Consider the following 22,244-nt stretch of genomic DNA (forward strand, 5'->3'; position numbering starts at 1 on the left):
CTCCGTATCATACGAGCACAGTAATCGGGGAGAAGATGTTGCGTAATCACTCTATCCGATTGGTAGAAAACTGGTTTTTCGGCTATATCAGCCAAAAATTTTCATAGTCTGCCGTTTTCGCAAGATCCCTGTAATGGGCGACATGGTGCCCGGTGTCCTGCAGGAAGTCTGGGTCGTTGAAGCGAATCTGGCCTACGGAACGCCTGCCTTTCATCCATACCATATAAAACACATCAATTAAGTATGGTTAGTCAACAACATTTTCCCTTATTCATTTTTCATAGGTTTCAACACAGGTTTCCAGAAACAGGAAGTTTTCCTTTCTTACAAGTCGGCAGATACTTCCATCGCTCCGATCATTTTAATATTCCGACAAAAGAGGCTCTATCCAAGTTTGCCCAGCTTCGACACGCCAGGCATGCAGCCCTCCACGAAGATTATAGACCTGGCTGTAACCAAGACGTCGCAGACTATCCGCGGCCAACGCACCACGGTTCCCGCCTGCGCAATACAGGATCAATGGCGAATGACGATCGCTGACTGCATCGCCAATCAGGAATTCCAACCGTCCCCGACTGAACTGCAACGCGCCGGGCAATGGACGATTACGCCGGATTTCCTCTTCATCACGCACATCAATGACAAGAACGCCCTGCGCAATCCTGACACGCGCTTCCTCCGGGCTGATCTCCACGATGCGTAACCGTGCCTCAGCCGCCAGTTTCCGGATGTCGTCATAACGAGACATCGCACATTTCTCCCTTCTTTGTCCCATTTCACATGTAATATTATGAATGACTGTACACTTCACGACCGTAAAAGACGTGCATTATTACTGCGGCTCTACACCAAGATAACATAACAGCTTTTTTCTAAGCTCTAAACTTATGATCGCGCGCGCATACTCATCGTCAGGCAGAACAATTCTTTCCTCATGCATCACCTTTCCATGATCAAGAACAATAACCCTGTCCGCCAAAGCAATGGCCTCCTCGACATCATGGGTCACAAGCAGAACGGCTGGCCTATGGATGACCGACAGGCGGCGCAACAGCGTGTGCATCCTGATTTTTGTCAACGCATCAAGGGCCCCGAACGGCTCATCCGCCAAAAGAAGACGAGGCTTCCTGACCAGAGCACGCGCAAGAGCAACGCGCTGCTGCTCCCCACCTGATAATTCATGTGGCCATGATGTGCTCCGCCCACTGAGCTCAACTTCTTCCAAAGCATGTTGCGCACGCGCAGCGGCATCAGAACCATCAAGCCCGAACACGACATTATCCATGATGTTCTTCCACGGCAGTAACCGCGCATCCTGAAAAACGACGGCCAGATCTTCTGGAACTTCAATCACACCACTGCCGCGTGCTTCATGATCAAGACCGGCCAAAGCGCGCAGAAGCGTTGACTTACCCGAACCACTACGCCCAAGCAAAGCAACGAACTCACCTTTGGCGATATCGAGATCGACACCATTCAGCACCCCTTTACGCGTAAAATGCCGTTCGAGATTTCGAACCCGCACGACGCTCATGCCGCAAGGGTCCGTCGCCAGGAGAGAACCCTCCTTTCAACCCTCAGCAATGTCTGATCCGCAATAACGCCAATGACAACATACGTTACCAGACCAACCAGCATGACATCCGACTGCGCATATGTGCGTGCAAGATCAATCATATAGCCGATACCGCTGGTGGCATTCACTTCTTCGACCACGACCAGGCCAAGCAGTGCCGCCATGACACCAAACCTCAGCCCCAGCATCATTCCCGGTAAGGCGCCAGGCAGAACGATATGCCAAACAAACTTCCAGTATCCAATACGCAGCGTTTCTGCCAGTTCGACATAACGAATATCGATCGCACGCAGTGCCGTATGGGTATGAAGATAGACCGGTGTAAAGGCGCCGACGGCTATGACCATGATTTTCATGCCTTCGTCCACACCGAACCAGAGAATGAAAAACGGAATCAACGCCACCGCGGGCACCGCACGTTTGACCTGTGCAATACCATCGACAAAATAATCACCAGCCCTGCTGAGCCCAGAGAGCAAGGCAAGAGCTATTCCGGCAAGCCCCCCGATTACAAAACCTTCTACAGCACGCACGAGAGAGATCAGAAGATTACCCAACAGACGTCCATCATGCACCAGATCCACCCCTGTACTGACGACAACCCACGGTGCAGGCAGTATCCGCGTGTCAATCAGGCCGGAAGCCGATGCCGCCGCCCAATAGGCAAGCAGGAAAACAGGTCCGGCCAGCCAGCCATAACGCAGGGCTGGTGGCGGTGACAGCCGCTGCGTGGTCATCCTCATATGTCTGCTATCGTCCTGCGCTGCCTTGTCCTGTAGGGGATCAGGCTGTGACCAGGCAAAGAACATCGTCAGAAAAGGAGGCAGCGTTGATTTTACATTCATTACAAGGCTCCATTTTCTTGGTGATTCAAACGGCTTTTTCCCTGCATGGCGGGTGCCGTATAATCCGCAACCCCGTCGGTCGCCACAGATTCAAAACGACGATCGAACAGATGCTCCGCATCGAAAGAATGGCGACCGGTCTCTTTTGCCAGCAGATCAATCGTTTCCTGCTGGTAGCCCACCATCCACGACCAGTCATGCGGGATATCGGCATGCCCAGCACGCTCCACCTCAGCCCAGGCGGCGTCGGGCGATAATCCAAGGAATTTCACATAATACAGCCTTGCCCATTCATCAGGATGCGCATCCCTCCAGGCGGCAACCCTGGCCCACATACGGACATATGCCTGCAACGCCGCAGCCTTTGCCGGATTTTGCAAAGTCTCAGTGCGCACATAAAGGACATCAGGATCGTCACGAAAGGCTCCATGATCAATGACCGTTCCACCGGAACTGCCCCATTCAGCCAGATAACGTGCCGCCAGCGCCCCGCTGGCGATCGGCGCCACATCAACAATTCCCGCCCCCAGGGCGCCGTTGTAATTATTTATTCGCGTCGTCGGCAGATCCACCAACGTCACGTCAGCCGGCGTCAAACCGGCGGCATGCAGGGCACGCAGCACAACCACTCCCTGGGCCTGCCCTGGGCTGAATGCGATCCTTTTGCCCCGCAGGTCCGCCAGCGTCTTCACATCCGCTTTTGGCGCGACACCCAAGACGTAAATCGGATGTAAAAGCGGTTGCTGGCGCAGACGCACAGCAATGATCTTAACCGGTATACCGACCCAGATTGCCCTGATGGGTGGGATATTGGCACCGCTGCCAACATCAATGGCACGCGCATGAAAGGCCTCGGTCGTTGCAGGTCCCCCCGTAATATTGGCCCAACGGACAGTGAACGGCAGTTCGCGTTCCCATCCGGTATAAGCCAGGACCTGCTGGGTCATGGGATCACCGATCGCAAGCGTTACACCTGGGGGCACCTGTTGAGGAAGATCTTCGGATAACGCCAGCCCGCCACGAACGGCAGGATTGCTCCTGACACCGTGCAGCACCAGTGGGATCAGGGCAAGAAACAACAGGATGGCCACGGCGGCTGCCCCTATGCGGTCTCCCTTTGTCATCGGCAATCACACCAAAATAATAGTTATTAATAAATATAACTTTGCACGTTCGTTATAATTTGTGCAATTCAAATTTTTTGGTGTATTTATGCCTTGGGGAAGGATCTTAATATGCGATTAAACATAGTATTATTCCTTGCAGAATTTTTATCCGCGAAGGACATATCCGAATGCTTGATGCACCAACGCCTGAATCGTATCACACCACCATCCCTTTACGTTCGGCATGAGGTTGGCGCGCCTTAAATCCTATTATTTCAACAGATATAATAGGATTTCTTCCCGGTCGCGCGCACCGTAACCGCCTTCGAAATATCGGAGAACAAGGACATGTCACGCAATAACACAGAATTTCTGTGGTACATTCCCAACCAGATCGCGCCGGGCCATCGTGGGGACCCGACACAGGACAATCACAACAGCCTTGATACCTTGACCAAGCATGCCCATGCGATTGAGGCCCATGGATGGACAGGCGCCCTGATCGGTACGGGATGGGGACGACCAGATACATTTACACTGGCGACAGCCCTGGCCGCCCGCACATCCACATTCGAACCATTGGTCGCCATCCGCCCCGGCTACTGGCAGCCAGCACATCTTGCTTCTGCCGCAGCGACACTGGATCATCTGACAGCCGGGCGCTTACGGATCAATATCGTTTCGGGCAAGGACAACCTGGCCGCCTATGGCGACACCGAAGAGACACCGGACAAACGCTATGACCGCACCCGCGAATTCATGCATATCCTCCGTCGTCTGTGGACCGAAGAAAATGTCACGTTCGAAGGGCAGCATTTTCACCTTGTTAATTCCACAGTGAACCCCAGAATTATTGAACGCAACGGACGTCGTCATCCCAAACTCTATTTCGGTGGAGCTTCGGCAGCAGCAGAAAAAGTGTCCGCGACCGAGGCGGACGTACAATTATTCTGGGGCGAACCATTGGAGGATATAGCAGCGCGCATTGCACGCCTGACATCACTTGCCACATCTCTTGATCGCAATCTTCCCCCTTTGGAATTCGGATTACGCATTACTACCCTGATCCGCGACACGACCGAAGAAGCATGGAGGGACGCCGAAGCGAAAGTCCAGGAAATGGCCCGCATTCAAGGACAGGGCTGGCAGGACCATCGTGGCGCACCAGCCGTCGGACAGCAGCGGTTGCTTGATCTGCAGGCCCGGGGAGATGTTCTGGACGACAATCTTTATACCACGCCAGGCCGGTATGGCGGCGGTGGTGCCGGCACGACATGGCTGGTCGGTTCAGCGGCAGACGTTGCCCGCTCATTAAAAAAATATGCTGCATTGGGCATTTCACACTTCATCCTGTCAGATAGCCCGTATCTTACGGAAATTGGCCGCCAGGGACGTGAACTCCTTCCCCTGCTGCGGGAATGATCCGATTTCTTGCAACCATGACAACATCCTTCCGTGGATCCGAACCTATCCGTTCGAATCCCGGAAGATGTGGGAAAGCCTCTCACTTCAACCCAAACCCCATATCGCGCAGTGCTGCTGCCAGATGATCGCGACCATGTAAGGACGCCGCATCATGCAGACGCCGCGCCACAGTTTCTGTCCAATTCCGCTGCGGCATATGCTGTTTCGTCTGGAAATGTTTCAAGCGCAGATTGTAATCGTTGAAAGCGGTAGTTTCTGTAATTTCAGACAGTGCATAAGTTTCGCGAAACAGAACGGCTTCTTGTGACAGACGCGGTTTTACTGCAGTGCGTATCGTCGGGTCTGGATAACCAACAGTCAGTCCGAACAGGGGAAAGACATGCGGGGGCAAGGCAAGTTCCCTTGCTACCTTTTCCGGATTATTGCGGATTGCACCGATATACACCGCCCCCAGACCAAGGGACTCCAGCGCAATGACGGCATTCTGCGCAGCAAGCGTTGCATCCACGGCCCCAAGCAGAAAACTTTCCAGATATTGCAACCCTTCGGATGGCGAATCTTCAAGACGGCCAATCGTTTCCAGCCGATGAAGATCCACCAGCCAAACCAGAAACAGCGGGGCCTGGGTAATCTGTGCCTGCTCCCCCGCCAATGCGGCCAAACGTGCCTTACGGTTGGAATCCTCGACAGCTATGACACTCCATGCCTGAAGATTGGAAGAACTTGCAGCGGATTGTCCTGCGGCTACCAGCAACTCTATTGTACCTTCCGGTAAAGGATCTGGGCGATAATGACGGACAGAACGATGCCCCAGCACTGTTTTAAGTGTTTCATTCCATACGTCCAGATTCGGCGCCGTAGCGCCATAACGTGCCAATAGCAACGTAGTAAGCCGAACGTCGCCAGCAGCTTGTGTCTCGATCCCGGAGGCATGGGTCATATGGGTCGTCATCACAAATTCCTTCCATTGAAAATCAAGGCACGGGTACGAATGGCACCGTATATTACTAATTTTATTCGTGATATACGGCACTTTTTACATACTATACATTTCACACTTGTTTAATATGATTTGTTGATATACAAAATTCATTGCAGATATGATTAATAACGTAGTTTATAAGTGAAAATTGTCCGCAATGCTGCCCAGATCAAACCGGGAAGCATCACGGACATACATCGAAAGTAATGAAAAATGCATTCCTGTCCCTGTTGCTGACCAGAACACCGTTTCTCACACATCTGGCGCCTTCTAATTCATTGAAAACGCGCCATCGGTTAGGCGACACTCTGGAGCAGTTTTAGTATGTTGATCAAACTTGATTGGAGTAAGCACGCGCTATTAAAGCGATCGTTACCTGCTGTGCTGGTAACACTGCCATTGGGAAGTAGTCTTGGGTATACAGGCAAGGCATCTGCAAAAGATATGCAGATGTCATCTGGTATGCATCATGCATCATCGAAAAAGCATCATGATGATTCACATGCCCATATGACAGGACATAATGCCAAATCTGGCCATCATAATCACGACATGGATGATGATAATGGCAATATGGGAAGCGCAACGGAAAATATTCATGTGACTTCTGCAATGAGTGCAGGAGATCGCAAAATGCATGAAGTCATGATGAAGACATCGCGCTTTGGTGATGTTGTAACAGGAAAAGAGGCCCAAGAACAGCAATTTACAACTTTGAATGATTATTCATACAAGGTTCCAGGATTCCGCCCCAATACAACAACACCACATTATTCGCGCATGTCGATCCGTGGCCTGGGACAACCATTATCCGGCTCTGCCGGGATTGGATATCTCTCAGAAACAGCATTTTCTGTTGATAACGTAACCTGGTTACAACCCGATTATCAGGCCGGAGACTGGAGTAATATCAGCTCATTTGAAATCGGTTATGGTCCGGGTGGAACAGCAGGTGGGCATAATTCTGATGTTGGCGTCATTTCCATCATGACGGCATTACCTTCCTTCAAACGTAGTACACAATATGAACAGACGGTTGGAAATTACGGCCATACCATTGAAAAGCTTGATAGTACAGGTTCCATTTTACGTGGCCATTTGGCATATCGTATTACTGGATACTATGATAATGCCAATGGCTGGATTCATGATATCCTGAACGGAAAACGTTACCAGAACATAAATCGTGGCGGTGTTCGCGCGCAGCTCTTGGCGACGGAGGAAAATTATACCGATCGCTTTATTTTTTCTTATAATGGCTCCAGTGAATATAGTCAGTATGGTGAATCAGCAGGCACCGGTGGTGCAAGTGCCCCAATCGGGGATTCGGTGCTGGTTTACGGGAATGGGCGATATGCCGGAAGCTATGCCGCGACATTAGCATCGCGTTTAAATAAATCCGTACTGACATATAATCCTTATCGTCCGGCCCTTGCTGATCCAGGGAAGGAGCGAAGCAATGTATATACAGCATCAAATGAACTTAATTATCATATTGGAAGAAATACGCTAACTTCAATCAGTGCCGTGGGGCTTTTTTCTGGGGTAAATAGCGGAACGACAGATAACCAGAATGTATGGATTGGTACTGGCGGTGAAATGGATGATTATGGTGTCCAGGGATCACAGGAAATTCGCTTGGCTTCTCCTCAGGAAGATAAAATTGCATGGACTGTCGGACTGTATGGCGTTGATAATTCGGCGTGGAACAGGATGCATCATACCGCGTTTGGTACCGATGCGGCAGCCTGGTATTCCCGCCCCGCTGCTGTGACCGGGCTGACGCAATGGGAAAAAAACTATAATACCAATATCCAGGCGGCGATTTTCGCGCAGACAGTCATACATGTTAATAATAAATTCTCTCTGACACTTGGCCTGCGAAACAGTTACGATATCCAGAAATTCAATAATAAATTCGAGGTTGGATATGTCCCTGGTACGGCATATTCCTATGATCAGCAGCGTCAGGCGCTTATGGCCGCGGGGGCCGGTGGTGACGCACGCACCGGGTTACAGCGTAATGACCATGATGGCGTAACAGCAATCATCAATCCCAAATATCAATTGAACAAGAACACTATGTTCTATATCCTTATTGGTCATGGTGACAAAACCGTTTCCGCAAACGGAAATTCCGTTCCGATAAATGAATATAACTCCACAACGAAACAGTATACATTTTATGGATGGTCACCATATTTTTCAAAACCCACGACATCATGGGATTATGAAGGTGGCGTAAAAACGATGTCGTTTAATGGGCAGCTTGTTTCCAACGCGAATTTTTACTGGAATGATTTATATAATTACCAAACAAATCGCGTTTACAATTACTATCTCTCTAATGGGGATCTCGCTAATGTCAGTTATATGGGGAATGCCCCCCATGCCAGACTATATGGTGTTGAATTGTCTGAAAGCCTGACACCTGATTTTATTCCTGGCCTTAATATTCATGCCAGTGGGGCATGGCAACAGGTTCGATATGTAAAATATAACGGTGCCCCTGCACCAACAAGCTATGCTTATTCAGGAGGATCATCAACGGTTGATGAATCCGGTCAAAGCCTGCCTGGCATACCAAGCTTTACCTTTAATATCGGTGCAAATTACGAGCACCCCGTAGGTGCGATTTTCAGTAATTTTCTGAAATCCCGTCAACACCGTGCCGCATGGCTGCAACGTGCGTTTACGGCTTTTGGATATATCAATGAAGCATGGTGGAGCAGAAATCGCCTGACAGACCCTCTTGCAGCACATCAGTTTTACCAACGTTCTTATTCCATCCTGAATGCTGGTATCGGTTTACGTACGGCAGATCAGAATTTCAGTGTGACATTATGGGCCAAAAACCTGTTGGATGCCCGTCCATGGACAGGATACAGCCCCGGTAGTGCAAGTTCCCCGGAATCTGTTGACCTGACCCAACAAGGACCACGTTATTTTGGTGCCACAATGCATATGGGTTTCTAGTTCCAGCACCAGTTTTATTATCATTATTTTTTATATGACATAATGATAACAGGATGCCGCCCCTCCGGGACACAAGGTACGGTAAATGACACTGAATCGTAGAAAACTTCTGACCAGAACAGTTCTGTTTTCAACACTGTTTCAAAAAAACAAAACGTCGGAAGCTGCTGACCTCGATATACCGTCCTGGACCAGGGAGCCAGGCGCACCAATTTTAAAAAACCCGTATGGAAAACCGTCATCTTTTGAAAAAGATGTTGTCAGACGAACATTCACCAAGATGCGTGGAGGTCAAGGGTCAACCCTGACACCATTGGCCTCTTTACATGGCATAATAACACCGGGCGGATTGCATTTTGAACGGCATCATGCCGGGGTGCCGGAGATTGATCCGGCACAGCATGCTCTGGTCGTCCATGGTCTTGTCGATCAACCAATGCGTTTTTCTCTGGATGATTTGCACCGCCTTCCCTCTGTTTCGCGCCTTTGCTTTATCGAATGTTCGGGCAACACAGGCACCGAATGGACAAAAGCGACCAGAACGGACGTGCAAAGTACTCACGGACTGCTCTCATGTTCTGAATGGACTGGCGTTCCTTTGCCCTACATTCTGGCTGAAACTGGCATAAAAGCAGATGCACGATGGATTCTTGCGGAAGGCGCTGATGGAGCAGCCATGTCACGCAGTATCCCCCTGGCAAAAGGGCTAGATGACGTCATTGTTGCGTATGCCCAAAATGGCGAAGCACTTCGTCCAGAGCAAGGATACCCGTTACGGCTGATCTGCCCCGGATACGAAGGTAACATGAACATAAAATGGCTCCGGCGTTTAAAGCTGGGCCAGTATCCATTCTATACGCGTGAGGAGACATCTAAATATACTGATCTGCTACCTGATGGAAAAGCACGGCAGTTCAGTTTTACGATGGGTGTCAAATCTGTCATTGTTCGCCCTTCTGGTGGCATGAAGCTTTCCTCTCCAGGCTTGCAGGAAATCAATGGTCTGGCATGGAGTGGACATGGAAAAATCACAAAAGTCCATGTTTCAATAGATGGTGGAAAACAATGGACACCTGCCCGTCTTGATGGATTGGTATTAGATAAATGCTTGACACGCTTTACTCTTCCTTGGGTATGGAATGGACAAAAAACAATCCTACAAAGCAAGGCTTACGATGAAGCTGGCAATGTTCAGGAAACCCGTCAGGTTTTGCGAGCACGCTATGGGGATAATTTATATTACCATAACAATGGCATTCAATCTTGGCTGGTTTCTGAATCGGGCGATATCTCAAATGTATTCATATAATATTTGTGCATTTTTTATTGCTATTTTTATTTTTAGCGAACCATGCCTGGCCGCCCAATGCCCAGGAACATCAATATCTGAAAATGATATTTCACGATGGAACATAGATATTTCCAAAAACTCTCCACTTCCTTCGGGAAGTGGCACGCCATTAATGGGAAAAAAGATATATCTTGAAAAATGTGCTGCATGTCATGGGGAAACCGGTGAAGGAATGATGGGTATATATCCTGCGCTAAGCGGTGGTATAGGCAGCCTTGCGACAACAACGCCCCTACGGACAGTTGGAAGTTTCTGGCCATATCCAGAAAGTGTTCTTGATTATGTCAGACGTGCAATGCCTTTGAATGCGCCTCAATCTTTAAACACCGATGATTTATATTCTGTTGTATCTTATCTGTTTTATATGAATCACATTATTCCGCAGGAATTTTCCCTCAATGAAAAAACTATTCATTCCATAAAAATGCCAAACAAGGATGGGTTTATTAATGAAAAAGAAGAAAATATAAATAAAAACACCCCACGAGATGAACTGCGTTCACGATTAGGAATTTGCTTACACCCATGATGATTTACGTTATACGCATTCATATTATATGAAATATTTCCGTTTATTTAAAAATAAAGACGCATACAGATACTAGATCTCCCCTCTCCATCACTCCCAATGCGCAATTTACAGCATGGAGATAATCGTGAGTTCATCAGTATCGAGGTAGTTCATAGCCAATTTTCTGCATAGATTACTATCTTAGTTCTCCAGCCATAACGCATTGATTGTTTTTGCACTGGGCAATCCCCACTTGCAGCCTGCATGTGAAACACGCTTCAGCTCTCTTGAAAACTCATCATATCGATTTTTCCTTCAGGACTCTTACATGTTTTACTTGAATTATTATATTCAAAAGCACGGTCTATAATAAGGCAGCCTGACTACCGGCGCATGAGCAGTCCATACAATATGGCAGCGATCCCCCCACCGATAAACAGGGACATATTATGGATGGGCTTTAGTGCAGGCATGAAGACAACTGCACTGCCTGCAATAACCGCGACCACCATAACCAGAATGGCTACCGGATTGATGCCGTTATGGTACCAGTACGGCAGGTTGCTCTGGCGACGATAAAGGGCATTCACATCCATCACGCTGCGACGCACGATATAATAATCAGTCAATAAAATGGCGATCAGTGGCCCGATGAAAGTAGCCAGCACATCCAGTGTGAGGTGGATAAGTTCAGGGCGCGCATAAAGATTCCACGGCGTCATGACGACAGCCCCGGCCGCCGCCATCATGCCCCCACAGCGCCATGAAATTCGATGGGGCGCAAGATTTGAGAAATCAAACGCAGCCGAGACAAAATTAGCAGCAATATTGATCCCTGCCGTCGCCATGACAAAGGTGAGCACGCCCACCACAACGGCAACCGGACTGTCAATCTGGGCCACGGTTTCAACCGGATCAAGGATGATGCGGCCAAAGACGGGCTGTGTCAGCACAATGGTGACAAGCGTAAGAAGTGAAAACCCCATAAAATTGACAGGCAAACCCCAGAAATTACCGCGCCTGATAGCTGGCATTGAGATGCCATATCGTGAAAAATCACCAAAATTGAGCGCAATGGGGGCAAAGTAAGACACCACAAGGGCAATGGCATTAATCATTCCCATGATCCGCGCCGAAATCGCATGATGGGTAACACCGGGGATATCGAATGAAAAATTACGCCATCCCGCATGCCACAGCAGCCATATATCCAGCCCGATCATCACGATATAGATGACAGGTCCGGCCCAATCGACGAAATGGCGGATTACATCCATCCCCCGCCAGAATACCAACGCCTGTACAATCCACAGGATGATAAACGCCCCCCATCCCAATGCCGACAGTCCGGCAAAACCGTGGCTGTCGGCCTGCGCCCAGAACATCAGGCCCGGCCACTGGTGTAAAAGCAGGACAACAACCGCGTTCGAGGCCAGCCATGTCTGTATGCCGTACCAGGCGACTGAAATGATTCCGCGTATGAAAGCAGGGACAAGTGCGCCATGCACACCAAACGCCATGCGCGCCATGACGGGATAGGGCGCGCCCGATATCTGGCTGGGACGCGCGACAAGATTACACAGGACCTGAACAATAACGATCGCGGCGATCAGCGCGATGAACACATCCACCACAGGCAACCCCATGGCAAACAGGCTACCCATCGTGACATATCCCCCGACGCTATGGATGTTTGACATCCATAACGAGACATAATCAAACCAGCCCCATGTCCGCGTGCCGGTAGGGGCAAGATCCGCATTGGTCAGATGCGTATCGGGTGCGCCGACCCCATCATGCATGTAGCTCTCCCGCTTGCTCGATATATGGTAATCCAGGGGCCATACAGGCGCCCGATCATGATCGTATTATTCCGCGAGTTTGCGCAGCACATGCAATGCCGCGATCCGTTCGCACGCATCAAGCGGTTCAAGCGTGAGTTCGGAGACACGGGCGGCCTGAGGCAGATAGGTACGGACCATTTCCATGCCCTCCTCACTCAGCGACAACAGGCGTTCGCGTCTGTCGTCGGGGTTCCCGCGTATATTGATCAGGCCACGCTGCTTCAGGCGTGAACAGATGCCACGCAGGGTGGCATGGTCTATGGCCGTAATCCGACCGATATGAATGAGCGAGCCTTCCTTTTCCCTGAATACGGTTGCAAGGACCGCAAACTGGACGGACGTCAGGTGATCATCGGGAATGACGGTCTGGAACAGGGAAGTATGACGTTGGTACGCCCGGCGCAGAAGATGGCCGATCTGCTCATGCAGGTCATAGGTGGTGTATGTCGTGTCGTCTGTCTCGGTCATATGCAGTCCTGCCCGTTGCATGCCTGGCGTGCGATCCATTGACGCAACGCCATCAGCTATTGTGTTCCGTCGGGGCAGTACGGGCAACATTGATCAACCGTGCTGGAATGGTCGCGACCAGTCCGGCCCCCACGGCGACACACCCGCCAAAGACGACGAAGATACCCCATGAACCCGGCATGATGCTGCGTGCCCAACCGATCAGGTCGGTTGCCATGAAGCCCGCAAGGTTGCTGATCGCCCCGACAAGCGCAAGCCCGGCTGCAACCGTCGCCGCCTCTGGCAGGAGGAGCGAGGGTAAGGTCCAGAATGGCGGCAGCGCGCCGAGGATACCCATGTTGGCAAGCGTAATCAGCATGATCGCCGCCATCACGTTCCCCTGCGCCAGAGGCAGCAGGGCAAGGGCTGCCGCCCCGATCAGGACGGGCACGATAATATGGCGCTTGCGCTCCCCCTTGCGGTCCGAATGCCACCCATTGACGATCATGGCGATGGCGGCGGCAATGTTGGGGATGGCCGTAAGCAGCCCCACCTGCAGCGCAGACACCACACCGGCCTCCCGTAAAAAGGATGGCAGCCAGAAGGCAATGGTATACAGCCCAAGTAGCAGCGCACCATCTGCCAGGCCCAGCAGCCATATGCGTCTGTTACGCAAAGCATCCACCATGGCACGCAGGGAATGGGTATGATCGACGGGCACGCAGCGTACCGACAGCAGGACTTTCTGCTCAGGCGTCAGGAAACGTGCCTGGGCGATACTGTCGGGCAGATATAGGAAAACGGCGATCCCGATCAGAACGGGGGGAACCGCCTCCATAAAAAACAGCCAGCGCCAGCCGGCAATCCCGCCATATCCTGCCATCATGTCCAGGATCATGCCCGATAACGGGCCGCCCAGGACACTGGCCAGCGGAATGCCGATCATGAACCGTGCAGTAACACGCGCACGGTATTCGGGTGGAAACCATTGCGAGAGATAGAACAGCACACCGGGCATGAAACCGGCCTCGGCAATGCCCAGCAGCAGGCGCAGGGCATAGAATTCGGCCGGGGAACGGACAAACGCCATCGCCCCGGAACACAGCCCCCATGTAATCAGGATACGCGCCAGCCACCGCCGCGCACCAACGCGCACCATCAGGGCATTACTGGGCATTTCACAGACGATATAGCCAAGGAAGAACAGGCCTGCCCCCATCCCGTAGCTGGCCTCGCTCATGGACAGGTCGGACAGCATCCGCAATTTGGCGAAGCCTACGTTCACCCGGTCCAGGTAGGATGCCAGAAACCCGAGGAACAGCAACGGCAGCAATCGCCATGCCACGCGGCCGCACAAGGAAGCGAGAGCGTTATCCACACGAGGCGCGTCAGTCGTCGAAGGGGGTGCATTCATCAAAATACCCTGCTCAGGCCCAGTACGTTCTTTTGATCGCCGCTATGTCCGGCACTCATTCCCCGGCCACCCGCCCCGATACGGGGCGAATGAGGTCATGGTTCAGGGCAGATTGAAGCCCTTGAACGACGCCATGAAACCAGCAAGGTTGTCCCATGGGATCATGTGGCCCGCATCAGGCACCCGATCCATGGTGATGGAAGGCAGCAGGCCCGCAATCTCTGCTTCATCCTCGGGCAGGATGACATTGCCGCGCGTCGCGATCATGAGATAGGTCGGCACCGTAAGGTGGGGAAGATCCTGATGGATATCCTCGGTATGGAAACCTTCATAGGTAATGCGGGTGGCCAGTTCGTCGCAGGTATGCAGCCATTCTGCACGCAGTTGGAGCTGTTCCTTAGTCCATGTTGGGCAAAAACGGCGCATCGCCTCGGCATCCATGCCCTTACGCGCAAGGCGGATGGAATCGACATACCAGGGCAGGCTGGATGGATAAGGCCTGCGGCCCGGACCACTGACCGGCGGATCAACCAGAACAAGTGCCGCAATCCCCGATGCATCCTGACGCCCAAGGCGGATGGCAATGCGTGCGCCCATGGAATGGCCTAACACCACGCAGTCCTTCAGGCCCAGCGCATCAATGAAGCCCCGTACATCGCCTGCATAGGGATTCAGGTCATAGGCAAGGTCCTCTCCCCCCTGCGACAGGCCGCGTCCACGTATGTCCAGCACATAGACATCATGTGTGCGGGCCAGTTCCTCGGCCACGAACCCCCATGTGATGGCAGGGCTCGTGATGCCAGGCACCAGCACCAGCGGCGTGCCCTTGCCCCCATAACGCAGGTAATGCTGGCGGATGCCATTGGCGTGGACATGCGCACCATACTGAAGGGATGAGGTCATAACGGGTTTCCTGTTTCGAATAATCAATATGCACCGGACAGCAGCGCACCACCGCCCGGGGCAATACGTTCCAGCCCCAGCCGGGTCAGCATGGCGTGCGTTGTCGCGATGGCAGCACTCAGCACGGGCTTGCCGGTCTGCGCCTCGATCATGGGGACAACAGAAAGCGAAGGCATCTGAACGCAGGCCGAGGTCACGATGGCGTCGGCATCGGCATAATTCAGCTTTGCCACGATGCCAGGCAATAGACCGGGATCATGGCGGGCAACATCAAGGTTATCGGATATTTCCAGGGCAATATGGTCGATGATCTCGTACCCCTCGTCGGTCAGGTAGTCGATGACCATCCGCGTCAGAGGTTTCATGTAAGGCGCAACCAGCACGATGCGACGCGCACCCAGTACCCGCAGCCCATCGACCAGCGCACCCGCACTGGTTACAACCGGCGCAGGGCCGCCATTATCGACCGTACATTGGTGCAACCGCTTTTCTGAAACGCGATGATAGCCCGATCCCATGGACATGGTCGCCACAAGGCAGGCATAGCCCAGCACATCAACCTGTGCATCGCTCAGTTCCAGCGCGCAGCGGTCGGACTGCGCATCCATGGCCGCCAGTTCTTCCTTGCGCACCGTCTTCATGCGCATACGCGCGGAATGGAAGGTAAACCGTTCAGGCCGGATCAACTGCCGTGCGGCCAGCAGAGCCGGAATTTCGGTTTCCATGGTCAGGTTCGAACTGGGTACGATCTGACCAATCCGGTAGGACGTCCCGCGCATCAGCATGCCTCCAGTGTTGCAGGGGGAAGCTGTTCAAGCAGTGCATCAAGCGTAATCACATCGCCGCATTTCTGGCTCATGTCGAACAGGTTGGCTTCATGCGGGCCGATGGCGCGATCGCCCACGCAATCAGCAATCACAACCGGGCGAAAGCCAAGCTGCATGGCATCAAGCACGCTGGCCCGCACGCAGCCACTGGTTACGCAACCTGCAACCACCACGGTCTGCACCCCCTGCGCTGCATACCAGCTTGCCAACGGTGTGCCGGCAAAGGCGGAAGGGACGGTCTTACGCACCACATATTCCCCCGGATCGGGCGCCAGTTCGGGCACGATGGCACTTGCGGGATTATGCTCGGTCAAACCCAGCATACTGGGCACTTTTTCAGAAAAGATATTGGCATCCGCGCCATCATCAGCAAAGACGATGCGCGTATGTGCAACAGGCCAGCCCAGCTTTCGCGCCGTCGCAAGCAATGTAGTGGTACGCGCGATTGCAGGGGGAATATTGCCCCCACCGAACTGTTGCGGATCGGCAAAGCCATTTACAAAATCGACAATAAGCAGGCCAACCTTGCCAACAAGACCAAGCGACCGACCAAAACCCTGGCGGTGGTACAGCGCGCTGTCCTGTTCGGGGGCGGATGTCTCGATAGGCGGCATTGTCTATCCTTTTCGTATTTCAGATCATATCATAACTTATAAGAAATGATATTAGATTACGCGTCCCTTTTCCACTACGGGCCTGCCATCAAGCATGACTGTGCAGTTGCGCATGGGGATATCGATATGGCATGCCGTATCGCGCGTACCCCCGGCCTCATTATTCGGACCGGTGGACCACAGAAAGTTTCCAGCCACGGCGCGCGGATCCATGCCGATCGTATTTTCAGAATCATAGAACCCCATGACCGACCAGTGCGCGCGATCCTGCAACCCCCACCCGACATGCGACAGGGCATAGGCTTCAGGATCGCGGAAGGAATCCATGTAAGATTTCAGTAGGTCCGCATCCAGCCCACCGGAAATATCGGTCACGTACCCGTTGCGGATGGTACAGGTGATCGGATCGCGTATATAGGATTTATGGGGCAACAGGATATCGCCACGATCCAGCACGATCACACCGTTGGCGGATCCTTCGTTCGACCATGTGGCCAAAAAGCCGCTGGGCCAGTGGTCCCACCGGCCGGGGCGGTCACAGAAACCATATTCCTCCAGAATGGGGAAATCACCCAATGCACACTCCATATCCGTGCCCGCATCGGACACGACATGCATGGTGCGCGCCGCACGCAGCACGGCAGAGGCCGCCAGCACGCGCTCACGGTCCTGCAGCGTAGGCAGCAGCCGCACCAGTACCTCGGGCGGTTCCACCGCCAGCAGGATACGACCGCCCGATGCCAGGATCTCATGCTGTTCGGGCGAAAAGAGCAATGTCATGAGATCGAGGACCAGATCGCTTTCCTTCAGGATCGCCATGGCCGCACGGTTACCCGTAAGCGGCGTGGTCCCGACATAGGCCAGCGGATCGCGTGAAAGCGACAGGCCGCCATTGGTGGGCTGCAGGTCAAGCCGGTTGACCACAAGCCCCTTCAGCCCCGCCGCGATGATGGCACAGCGCATGGTCTGGCGATTGGTCTCGGATGAAGTCAGGACCGTAACGCTCTGTCCTGTGGTCATGTCGGACAGGTCAAGCACCTGCGTCCATGCCTGAATGAGTTCTGCATCGCTGATTGAGGGCATCGGACCTGCTCCATAAATAAGGGCCTGCGGGTGGGCCGGAACACCAGTCGGAACATCCGTGTGGCCATGTTCCCCATGACCACACGCGAGAACGGTTTATGCGTGCAGGTCGATCCCGTAGACGTCATAACCGTAGACCCATGATGGATCTTCATTCGTGCGTAGCCATGTATTGGCGTTCGATACTTCCTGCACGCGGGAGGCACGCCCCATGCGATGGTGACGATAGGCCTCGAAACAGGTATTGGGATCGTTCGTTTCGATTTCGGACATGCAGCGCACCAACATGGCCGCATCCTCGATCGCCATGGCAGCACCCTGTGCCATATGCGGCTTCATCGGGTGGCAGGCGTCACCAAGCAGGACCACACGACCACGGTGCCAGACAGGCAGCGGCCTGCGGGTATAGAGCGGCCATTTGGTAATGTTCTCGGCCGCATCAATATAGGCCCGAACCAGAGGATCGTAACCAGCGAAGGATTTGTGCATTTCCGCATGCGTGCTTGGCACCCATGAAACCCCAAGCGGCCAGCTTTCGGCAGGCTCCCCCGTGACGAAATAGAATTCTTCCTTTTTGTGATCAAGGAAGTACGTCATCATATGCCGGTCAGACGACCACCATTTCACGCATTCACCCACATCCAGACCGGCCAGTTTGCTGGCCTTTATCATACCGCGATGACCAATCCAGCCAGTAAAAAGCGGGTCTTCCGGGCCAAGCAGCTTTGCCCGCACACATGAATTGAGGCCATCGGCACCAATCAGGATATCCACGTCATCGGATGTACCATCCATGAACGATAGACGCACCCCCCTGTCATGCACATGCAGGTCGGCAAGGCATTTGCCAAACTGCACATTGGCGACATCCACCGCACCCAGCATGATCTGGTGGGCTTCACCACGATGAATGGTAATATACGGCGCCTGATAACGCGCACGGTCGGCATTAAGCGGAATACGCGACAGATAAGCGCCATCCGTCGCATTACGACTGCACCAGTATTGTGGTTCGTTCGCGACTGCGGCCATACTCTCTTCAATGCCAAGACGGCGCATGATTTTCATGACATTGGGACCAAGCTGTATGCCAGCGCCCAGCCGGGAAAAAGCGGGCATCTGATCATACAGCACCACACTGAAACCCGCGCGCTGCAACAGGCCCGCCGCGGTCGTACCGCCCAGTCCAGCACCAACAACGCCAATACGCAGAGAGCGTTCCATTCATCCTGCTTTCAACTTGATCTGGCGGGCACGCACGGCCGCCAGGCGTTAATTCATGACATATAACGTATACACCACATATGCCCGGATCAAGATTTATTATCCCTGAATAACGTTATTGAGATTCTCTCCCGGAAAACGCCCGAAAACCAGGGAAACTCCCTCCTTGGAAAAACGGTATCGGCCAAGGTTACGCTGAAAAAAATCGTTTCCCCAGATCTATAAACTGCGCCTTTAATTTTAATAAAACATTGTTTATAAACAAAATTATTCTTATTCCCCCGCATCCAGGAAAAAGCCTCATCCACCTTTGATAGAGACAGGAATCATATCGAGCCTGAATAAGGCTGTGTCTAAAAAGACACAATTCGTCCTATTTAAATTCATAACGAATAAAAAACAATTCCAAAGGGGCGCCTGCATAAAGTAGCGTATACAACGTTAATGCCGGAATCGGCTGTATCCTGCCAAGCAGAAGGGGTTTCAATCCGTGCCGAGGATGCACCGACCTTCACGACCAGAGAACAGATTTCAAAAACAGATGCTTGGGCAAAAACGCCGCCTGCCTACCCGCCTCTCCCTGATATGAAAGGAATACATGCATGATCTGGAAGCATGTGAAATATCTGTACCTGCCCTTGTCCCCGATCATCATGCTGGCCCTGTCCACCCAGCATTTCGCGCATGCCGCATCCGCCCCGCACAAGAAGGCGGAAGAACATACCGCCCCGAAAAACACTGCCACACACAGGGTCATTCATGCAGGTGCCAATGCCACGGCGGCACCGGAAAAGATCAGCGTTGTGGGATCAGGTTCGACCCGCCAGATGCAGTCGCTCTCCCGCCGTGACCTGCAATATCTTGTGCCAGGCACCACGCCACTCAAAGCCGTGGGGAATATGCCTGGCGTACAGTTCAGTTCATCCGATCCGCTGGGCATCGACCTGTGGTCACAAAGCTTCTACATGCATGGTTTTACCAGCGACCAGCTTGGTTTTACCGTCGATGGTATAGCTCTGGGCGGCCAAGGATATGAATCCCATGATGGCGTGCCCGTCAACCGCGTCATCAGCAACGAAAACATTTCCCATACGGACGTGTCACAAGGCGCCGGTGGGCTTGATACCCCGTCCACCAGCAACCTTGGGGGCACCGTACGTTTTTACAGCGACGACCCAAGCGACAAGATGGGGGGCAAGGTTTCGCAGACATTCGGCAGCTATAATGCATTCCGTACTTTCGCACGGTTTGACAGCGGCAAGCTGAATAAAAGCGGGACGAAGTTCTATATGTCCTATGACCGTCGCGCCGAGGATAAATGGCTGGGTGGGGATTCACAGTTTCAGCAGATGGTGAATACCAAGTTGGTACAGCCGATTAACGACCACACAACCTTCAAGGCCTATTTCGACTGGTCCAGCGAGGCCGCGGCTTCCTATCTGGACAATTCACTCGAAATGCTGAACAAGGTTGGATACGATTCAGATTATTACTATCCGAACTACGGCGCGGCACTGAATGCCGCCAACGGTAACTATCCCTCCAAATATCAGGGCCTGTCTGATCCGAAGAATGCGGCCTATTACCGCGGCATCGAAACCAGTTCCTATTACGTGGGCGGCATGAGCCTGGACAGCAAGCTCACTACGAACCTGGAATCCAAGACCACCTTCTACGGTGTTGGCAAGCGTTACGATGCGTGGTGGACCTCGCCCTATGTCAGTTCACCCAGCGGCGCACCGCTGGCGGCACAGGACCAGGCCATGAGTTCACGCAGGCTGGGGTTCCAGACCGACCTTATCTACCATTTTCGGCATCATACCTTTGATGCGGGCTTCTGGTACGAGAACTCCACCTACAACCCGGAAATGGATTACTTCAACGAACCCAATTCCGCCAATGGTACGCCTTATAACGAAGTCGCCCACAAGGGTGAGCCGTTCATGATCGGATATGGCGAGGCATTCAACACGAATACCTATGTCTTTCACCTGCAGGATACCTATAAAATCCTACCTAACCTGACCCTGCATGCAGGTTTCCGCACCATGGTCGTCAATGCAAGCGATCGCGTGACCCATAACGACATACGTTACACGAACAGCACGCAGATTCCGGCCGGTTCACTTACGGCAGAAGCCGCCGCACTGCCACAGTTCAGCGGCAACTGGCGTTTCGCACCCCATAATGAATTCTATTTCGATATATCCAAGAACATGCAGGCCTATCCGGAAGGGGGCTATAACATGTTCTCGCCGTGGGGCGCTAAAACGCAGTCCGATTTCAATGCACTCAAGAAAAACCTTCGCCCTGAAACCGACTGGGTATATGAAATCGGTTACCGGCTGCAGACCCGTCGCGTTATCGGCCTGCTGAATCTGTATCATACCGACTTTTCAAACCGTCAGCAGTCAATTTCCGTAGGGCCGTTGGTTACTGCCCACTCGCTGTTCGAAAATGTCGGCAGCGTCAATATGAATGGTGTTGATGCCAGCGTGACCTTCATTCCGGTACGCCATCTGTCGATCTATAACAGCATCAGCTACAACAGTTCCAAATTTGAAAATAATCTGACTTCGGGCGGTGTCCTGTATCATCTCAAGAACAAGCAGGAACCCAACTATGCTCATCTGATGTACAAGAACTCCCTGAAATACTCGATCAAGGGGATCAACATTCACTTCGATACCCTGTTCATGGGCAAAAGATACCTCAGCTATACCAATGATTCCCGCGTTCCATCCTACTGGCTGGAGAATTTCGGTGTCAGTTACACCCTGCATGATGTGTCGGTTGCCAAGAACCTCAAGTTCGACTTTAACATCTATAACATTACCAATGAACGCTATATCTCCAACATGGGTAGTGGAGGCAATCCGCTTTCGGGTGATTACAACAGCCTGCAGGTTGGCGCGCCCCGGTCCTTTTATGGCACCATAAGCGCGGATTTCTGATCTGTTTGCGTAAAGCTGACTGGGAAGATGACTTACGGGTTGTCTTCCTGGTTACCGGCTTGAGTATCCGCTCCCACTGGTCATCGCGTAAACCGTATCGCCGCATCCGTCTGTCTCCCCCAAAAACCGGGAAAACAGTCAGCACACCCAGCCACAAAGTAC

General features: G+C 52.5%; 18 protein-coding genes. 5 read left to right on the forward strand and 13 right to left on the reverse strand.

Going from position 1 to position 22,244, the window contains the following annotated elements:
• Positions 1-361: 361 nt before the first annotated feature.
• From B7G66_RS03650 to B7G66_RS03665, 4 genes are all read right to left on the reverse strand, one after another.
• On the reverse strand, positions 362-748 hold the full coding sequence (locus B7G66_RS03650) for a rhodanese-like domain-containing protein (RefSeq protein WP_003619131.1): 387 nt from the start codon (positions 746-748) through the stop codon (positions 362-364).
• Positions 749-832: 84 nt separating this feature from the next.
• Positions 833-1,534, reverse strand: coding sequence for an ABC transporter ATP-binding protein (locus B7G66_RS03655; protein ID WP_003619129.1), 702 nt, complete (start codon positions 1,532-1,534; stop codon positions 833-835).
• Positions 1,531-2,313, reverse strand: coding sequence for an ABC transporter permease (locus B7G66_RS03660; RefSeq protein ID WP_202795164.1), 783 nt, complete (start codon positions 2,311-2,313; stop codon positions 1,531-1,533). The genes B7G66_RS03655 and B7G66_RS03660 overlap by 4 nt, the downstream gene beginning before the upstream one ends.
• Before the next feature lie 107 nt (positions 2,314-2,420).
• Positions 2,421-3,545 (reverse strand): ABC transporter substrate-binding protein, encoded by a 1,125-nt coding sequence (locus B7G66_RS03665; protein WP_040510645.1) that lies wholly within the window; start codon positions 3,543-3,545, stop codon positions 2,421-2,423.
• Positions 3,546-3,875: 330 nt separating this feature from the next.
• Between B7G66_RS03665 and B7G66_RS03670 the strand changes: the two genes are divergently transcribed.
• Positions 3,876-4,949, forward strand: coding sequence for an LLM class flavin-dependent oxidoreductase (locus B7G66_RS03670; RefSeq protein WP_003619124.1), 1,074 nt, complete (start codon positions 3,876-3,878; stop codon positions 4,947-4,949).
• A gap of 82 nt (positions 4,950-5,031) precedes the next feature.
• Here B7G66_RS03670 and B7G66_RS03675 read toward each other — a convergent pair whose 3' ends face one another.
• Positions 5,032-5,904: an NADPH-dependent oxidoreductase gene (locus tag B7G66_RS03675; RefSeq protein WP_231106169.1), complete on the reverse strand. Its 873-nt coding sequence runs from the start codon at positions 5,902-5,904 to the stop codon at positions 5,032-5,034.
• Positions 5,905-6,258: 354 nt separating this feature from the next.
• Between B7G66_RS03675 and B7G66_RS03680 the strand changes: the two genes are divergently transcribed.
• From B7G66_RS03680 to B7G66_RS03690, 3 genes are all read left to right on the forward strand, one after another.
• Positions 6,259-8,910: a TonB-dependent receptor gene (locus tag B7G66_RS03680; protein WP_141312807.1), complete on the forward strand. Its 2,652-nt coding sequence runs from the start codon at positions 6,259-6,261 to the stop codon at positions 8,908-8,910.
• 85 nt (positions 8,911-8,995) lie between these two features.
• Entirely contained in the window at positions 8,996-10,219 is a 1,224-nt protein-coding gene (gene soxC, locus B7G66_RS03685) for a sulfite dehydrogenase (RefSeq protein WP_003619119.1), read from the forward strand.
• Entirely contained in the window at positions 10,206-10,790 is a 585-nt protein-coding gene (locus tag B7G66_RS03690) for a c-type cytochrome (RefSeq protein ID WP_003619115.1), read from the forward strand. Before soxC ends, B7G66_RS03690 begins: the two co-directional genes overlap by 14 nt.
• Before the next feature lie 365 nt (positions 10,791-11,155).
• On the opposite strand, the gene B7G66_RS03695 is transcribed toward B7G66_RS03690, so the two are convergent.
• From B7G66_RS03695 to B7G66_RS03730, 8 genes are all read right to left on the reverse strand, one after another.
• A complete protein-coding gene (locus B7G66_RS03695) occupies positions 11,156-12,574 on the reverse strand; it encodes an NCS1 family nucleobase:cation symporter-1 (protein WP_003619114.1) in 1,419 nt (472 codons plus the stop codon).
• Positions 12,575-12,640: 66 nt separating this feature from the next.
• Positions 12,641-13,084 carry a MarR family winged helix-turn-helix transcriptional regulator gene (locus B7G66_RS03700; RefSeq protein WP_040510643.1) on the reverse strand — a complete coding sequence of 148 codons (444 nt, stop codon included), beginning with the start codon at positions 13,082-13,084 and terminating at the stop codon, positions 12,641-12,643.
• 52 nt (positions 13,085-13,136) lie between these two features.
• A complete protein-coding gene (locus tag B7G66_RS03705) occupies positions 13,137-14,396 on the reverse strand; it encodes an MFS transporter (protein ID WP_003619109.1) in 1,260 nt (419 codons plus the stop codon).
• 183 nt (positions 14,397-14,579) lie between these two features.
• Complete coding sequence (locus tag B7G66_RS03710; RefSeq protein ID WP_048858849.1) at positions 14,580-15,380, reverse strand: alpha/beta fold hydrolase; 801 nt, start codon at positions 15,378-15,380, stop codon at positions 14,580-14,582.
• Positions 15,381-15,403: 23 nt separating this feature from the next.
• Positions 15,404-16,165 carry a maleate cis-trans isomerase family protein gene (locus tag B7G66_RS03715; RefSeq protein ID WP_003619105.1) on the reverse strand — a complete coding sequence of 254 codons (762 nt, stop codon included), beginning with the start codon at positions 16,163-16,165 and terminating at the stop codon, positions 15,404-15,406.
• Positions 16,159-16,821 carry an isochorismatase family protein gene (locus tag B7G66_RS03720; protein ID WP_003619102.1) on the reverse strand — a complete coding sequence of 221 codons (663 nt, stop codon included), beginning with the start codon at positions 16,819-16,821 and terminating at the stop codon, positions 16,159-16,161. Before B7G66_RS03720 ends, B7G66_RS03715 begins: the two co-directional genes overlap by 7 nt.
• 51 nt (positions 16,822-16,872) lie before the next feature.
• Complete coding sequence (locus B7G66_RS03725) at positions 16,873-17,904, reverse strand: M29 family metallopeptidase (protein WP_003619100.1); 1,032 nt, start codon at positions 17,902-17,904, stop codon at positions 16,873-16,875.
• A 96-nt stretch (positions 17,905-18,000) separates the two neighbouring features.
• A complete protein-coding gene (locus B7G66_RS03730) occupies positions 18,001-19,128 on the reverse strand; it encodes an FAD-dependent monooxygenase (protein ID WP_003619098.1) in 1,128 nt (375 codons plus the stop codon).
• Between the two features lie 602 nt (positions 19,129-19,730).
• Here B7G66_RS03730 and B7G66_RS03735 point away from each other — a divergent pair.
• The gene (locus tag B7G66_RS03735; RefSeq protein WP_003619096.1) at positions 19,731-22,082 is read left to right on the forward strand and encodes a TonB-dependent receptor; all 2,352 of its coding nucleotides are present in this window, start codon (positions 19,731-19,733) and stop codon (positions 22,080-22,082) included.
• Positions 22,083-22,244 lie beyond the last annotated feature (162 nt).

The organism is Novacetimonas hansenii JCM 7643 (assembly GCF_000964405.1).
GTDB classification, from domain to species: Bacteria; Pseudomonadota; Alphaproteobacteria; order Acetobacterales; family Acetobacteraceae; genus Novacetimonas; species Novacetimonas hansenii.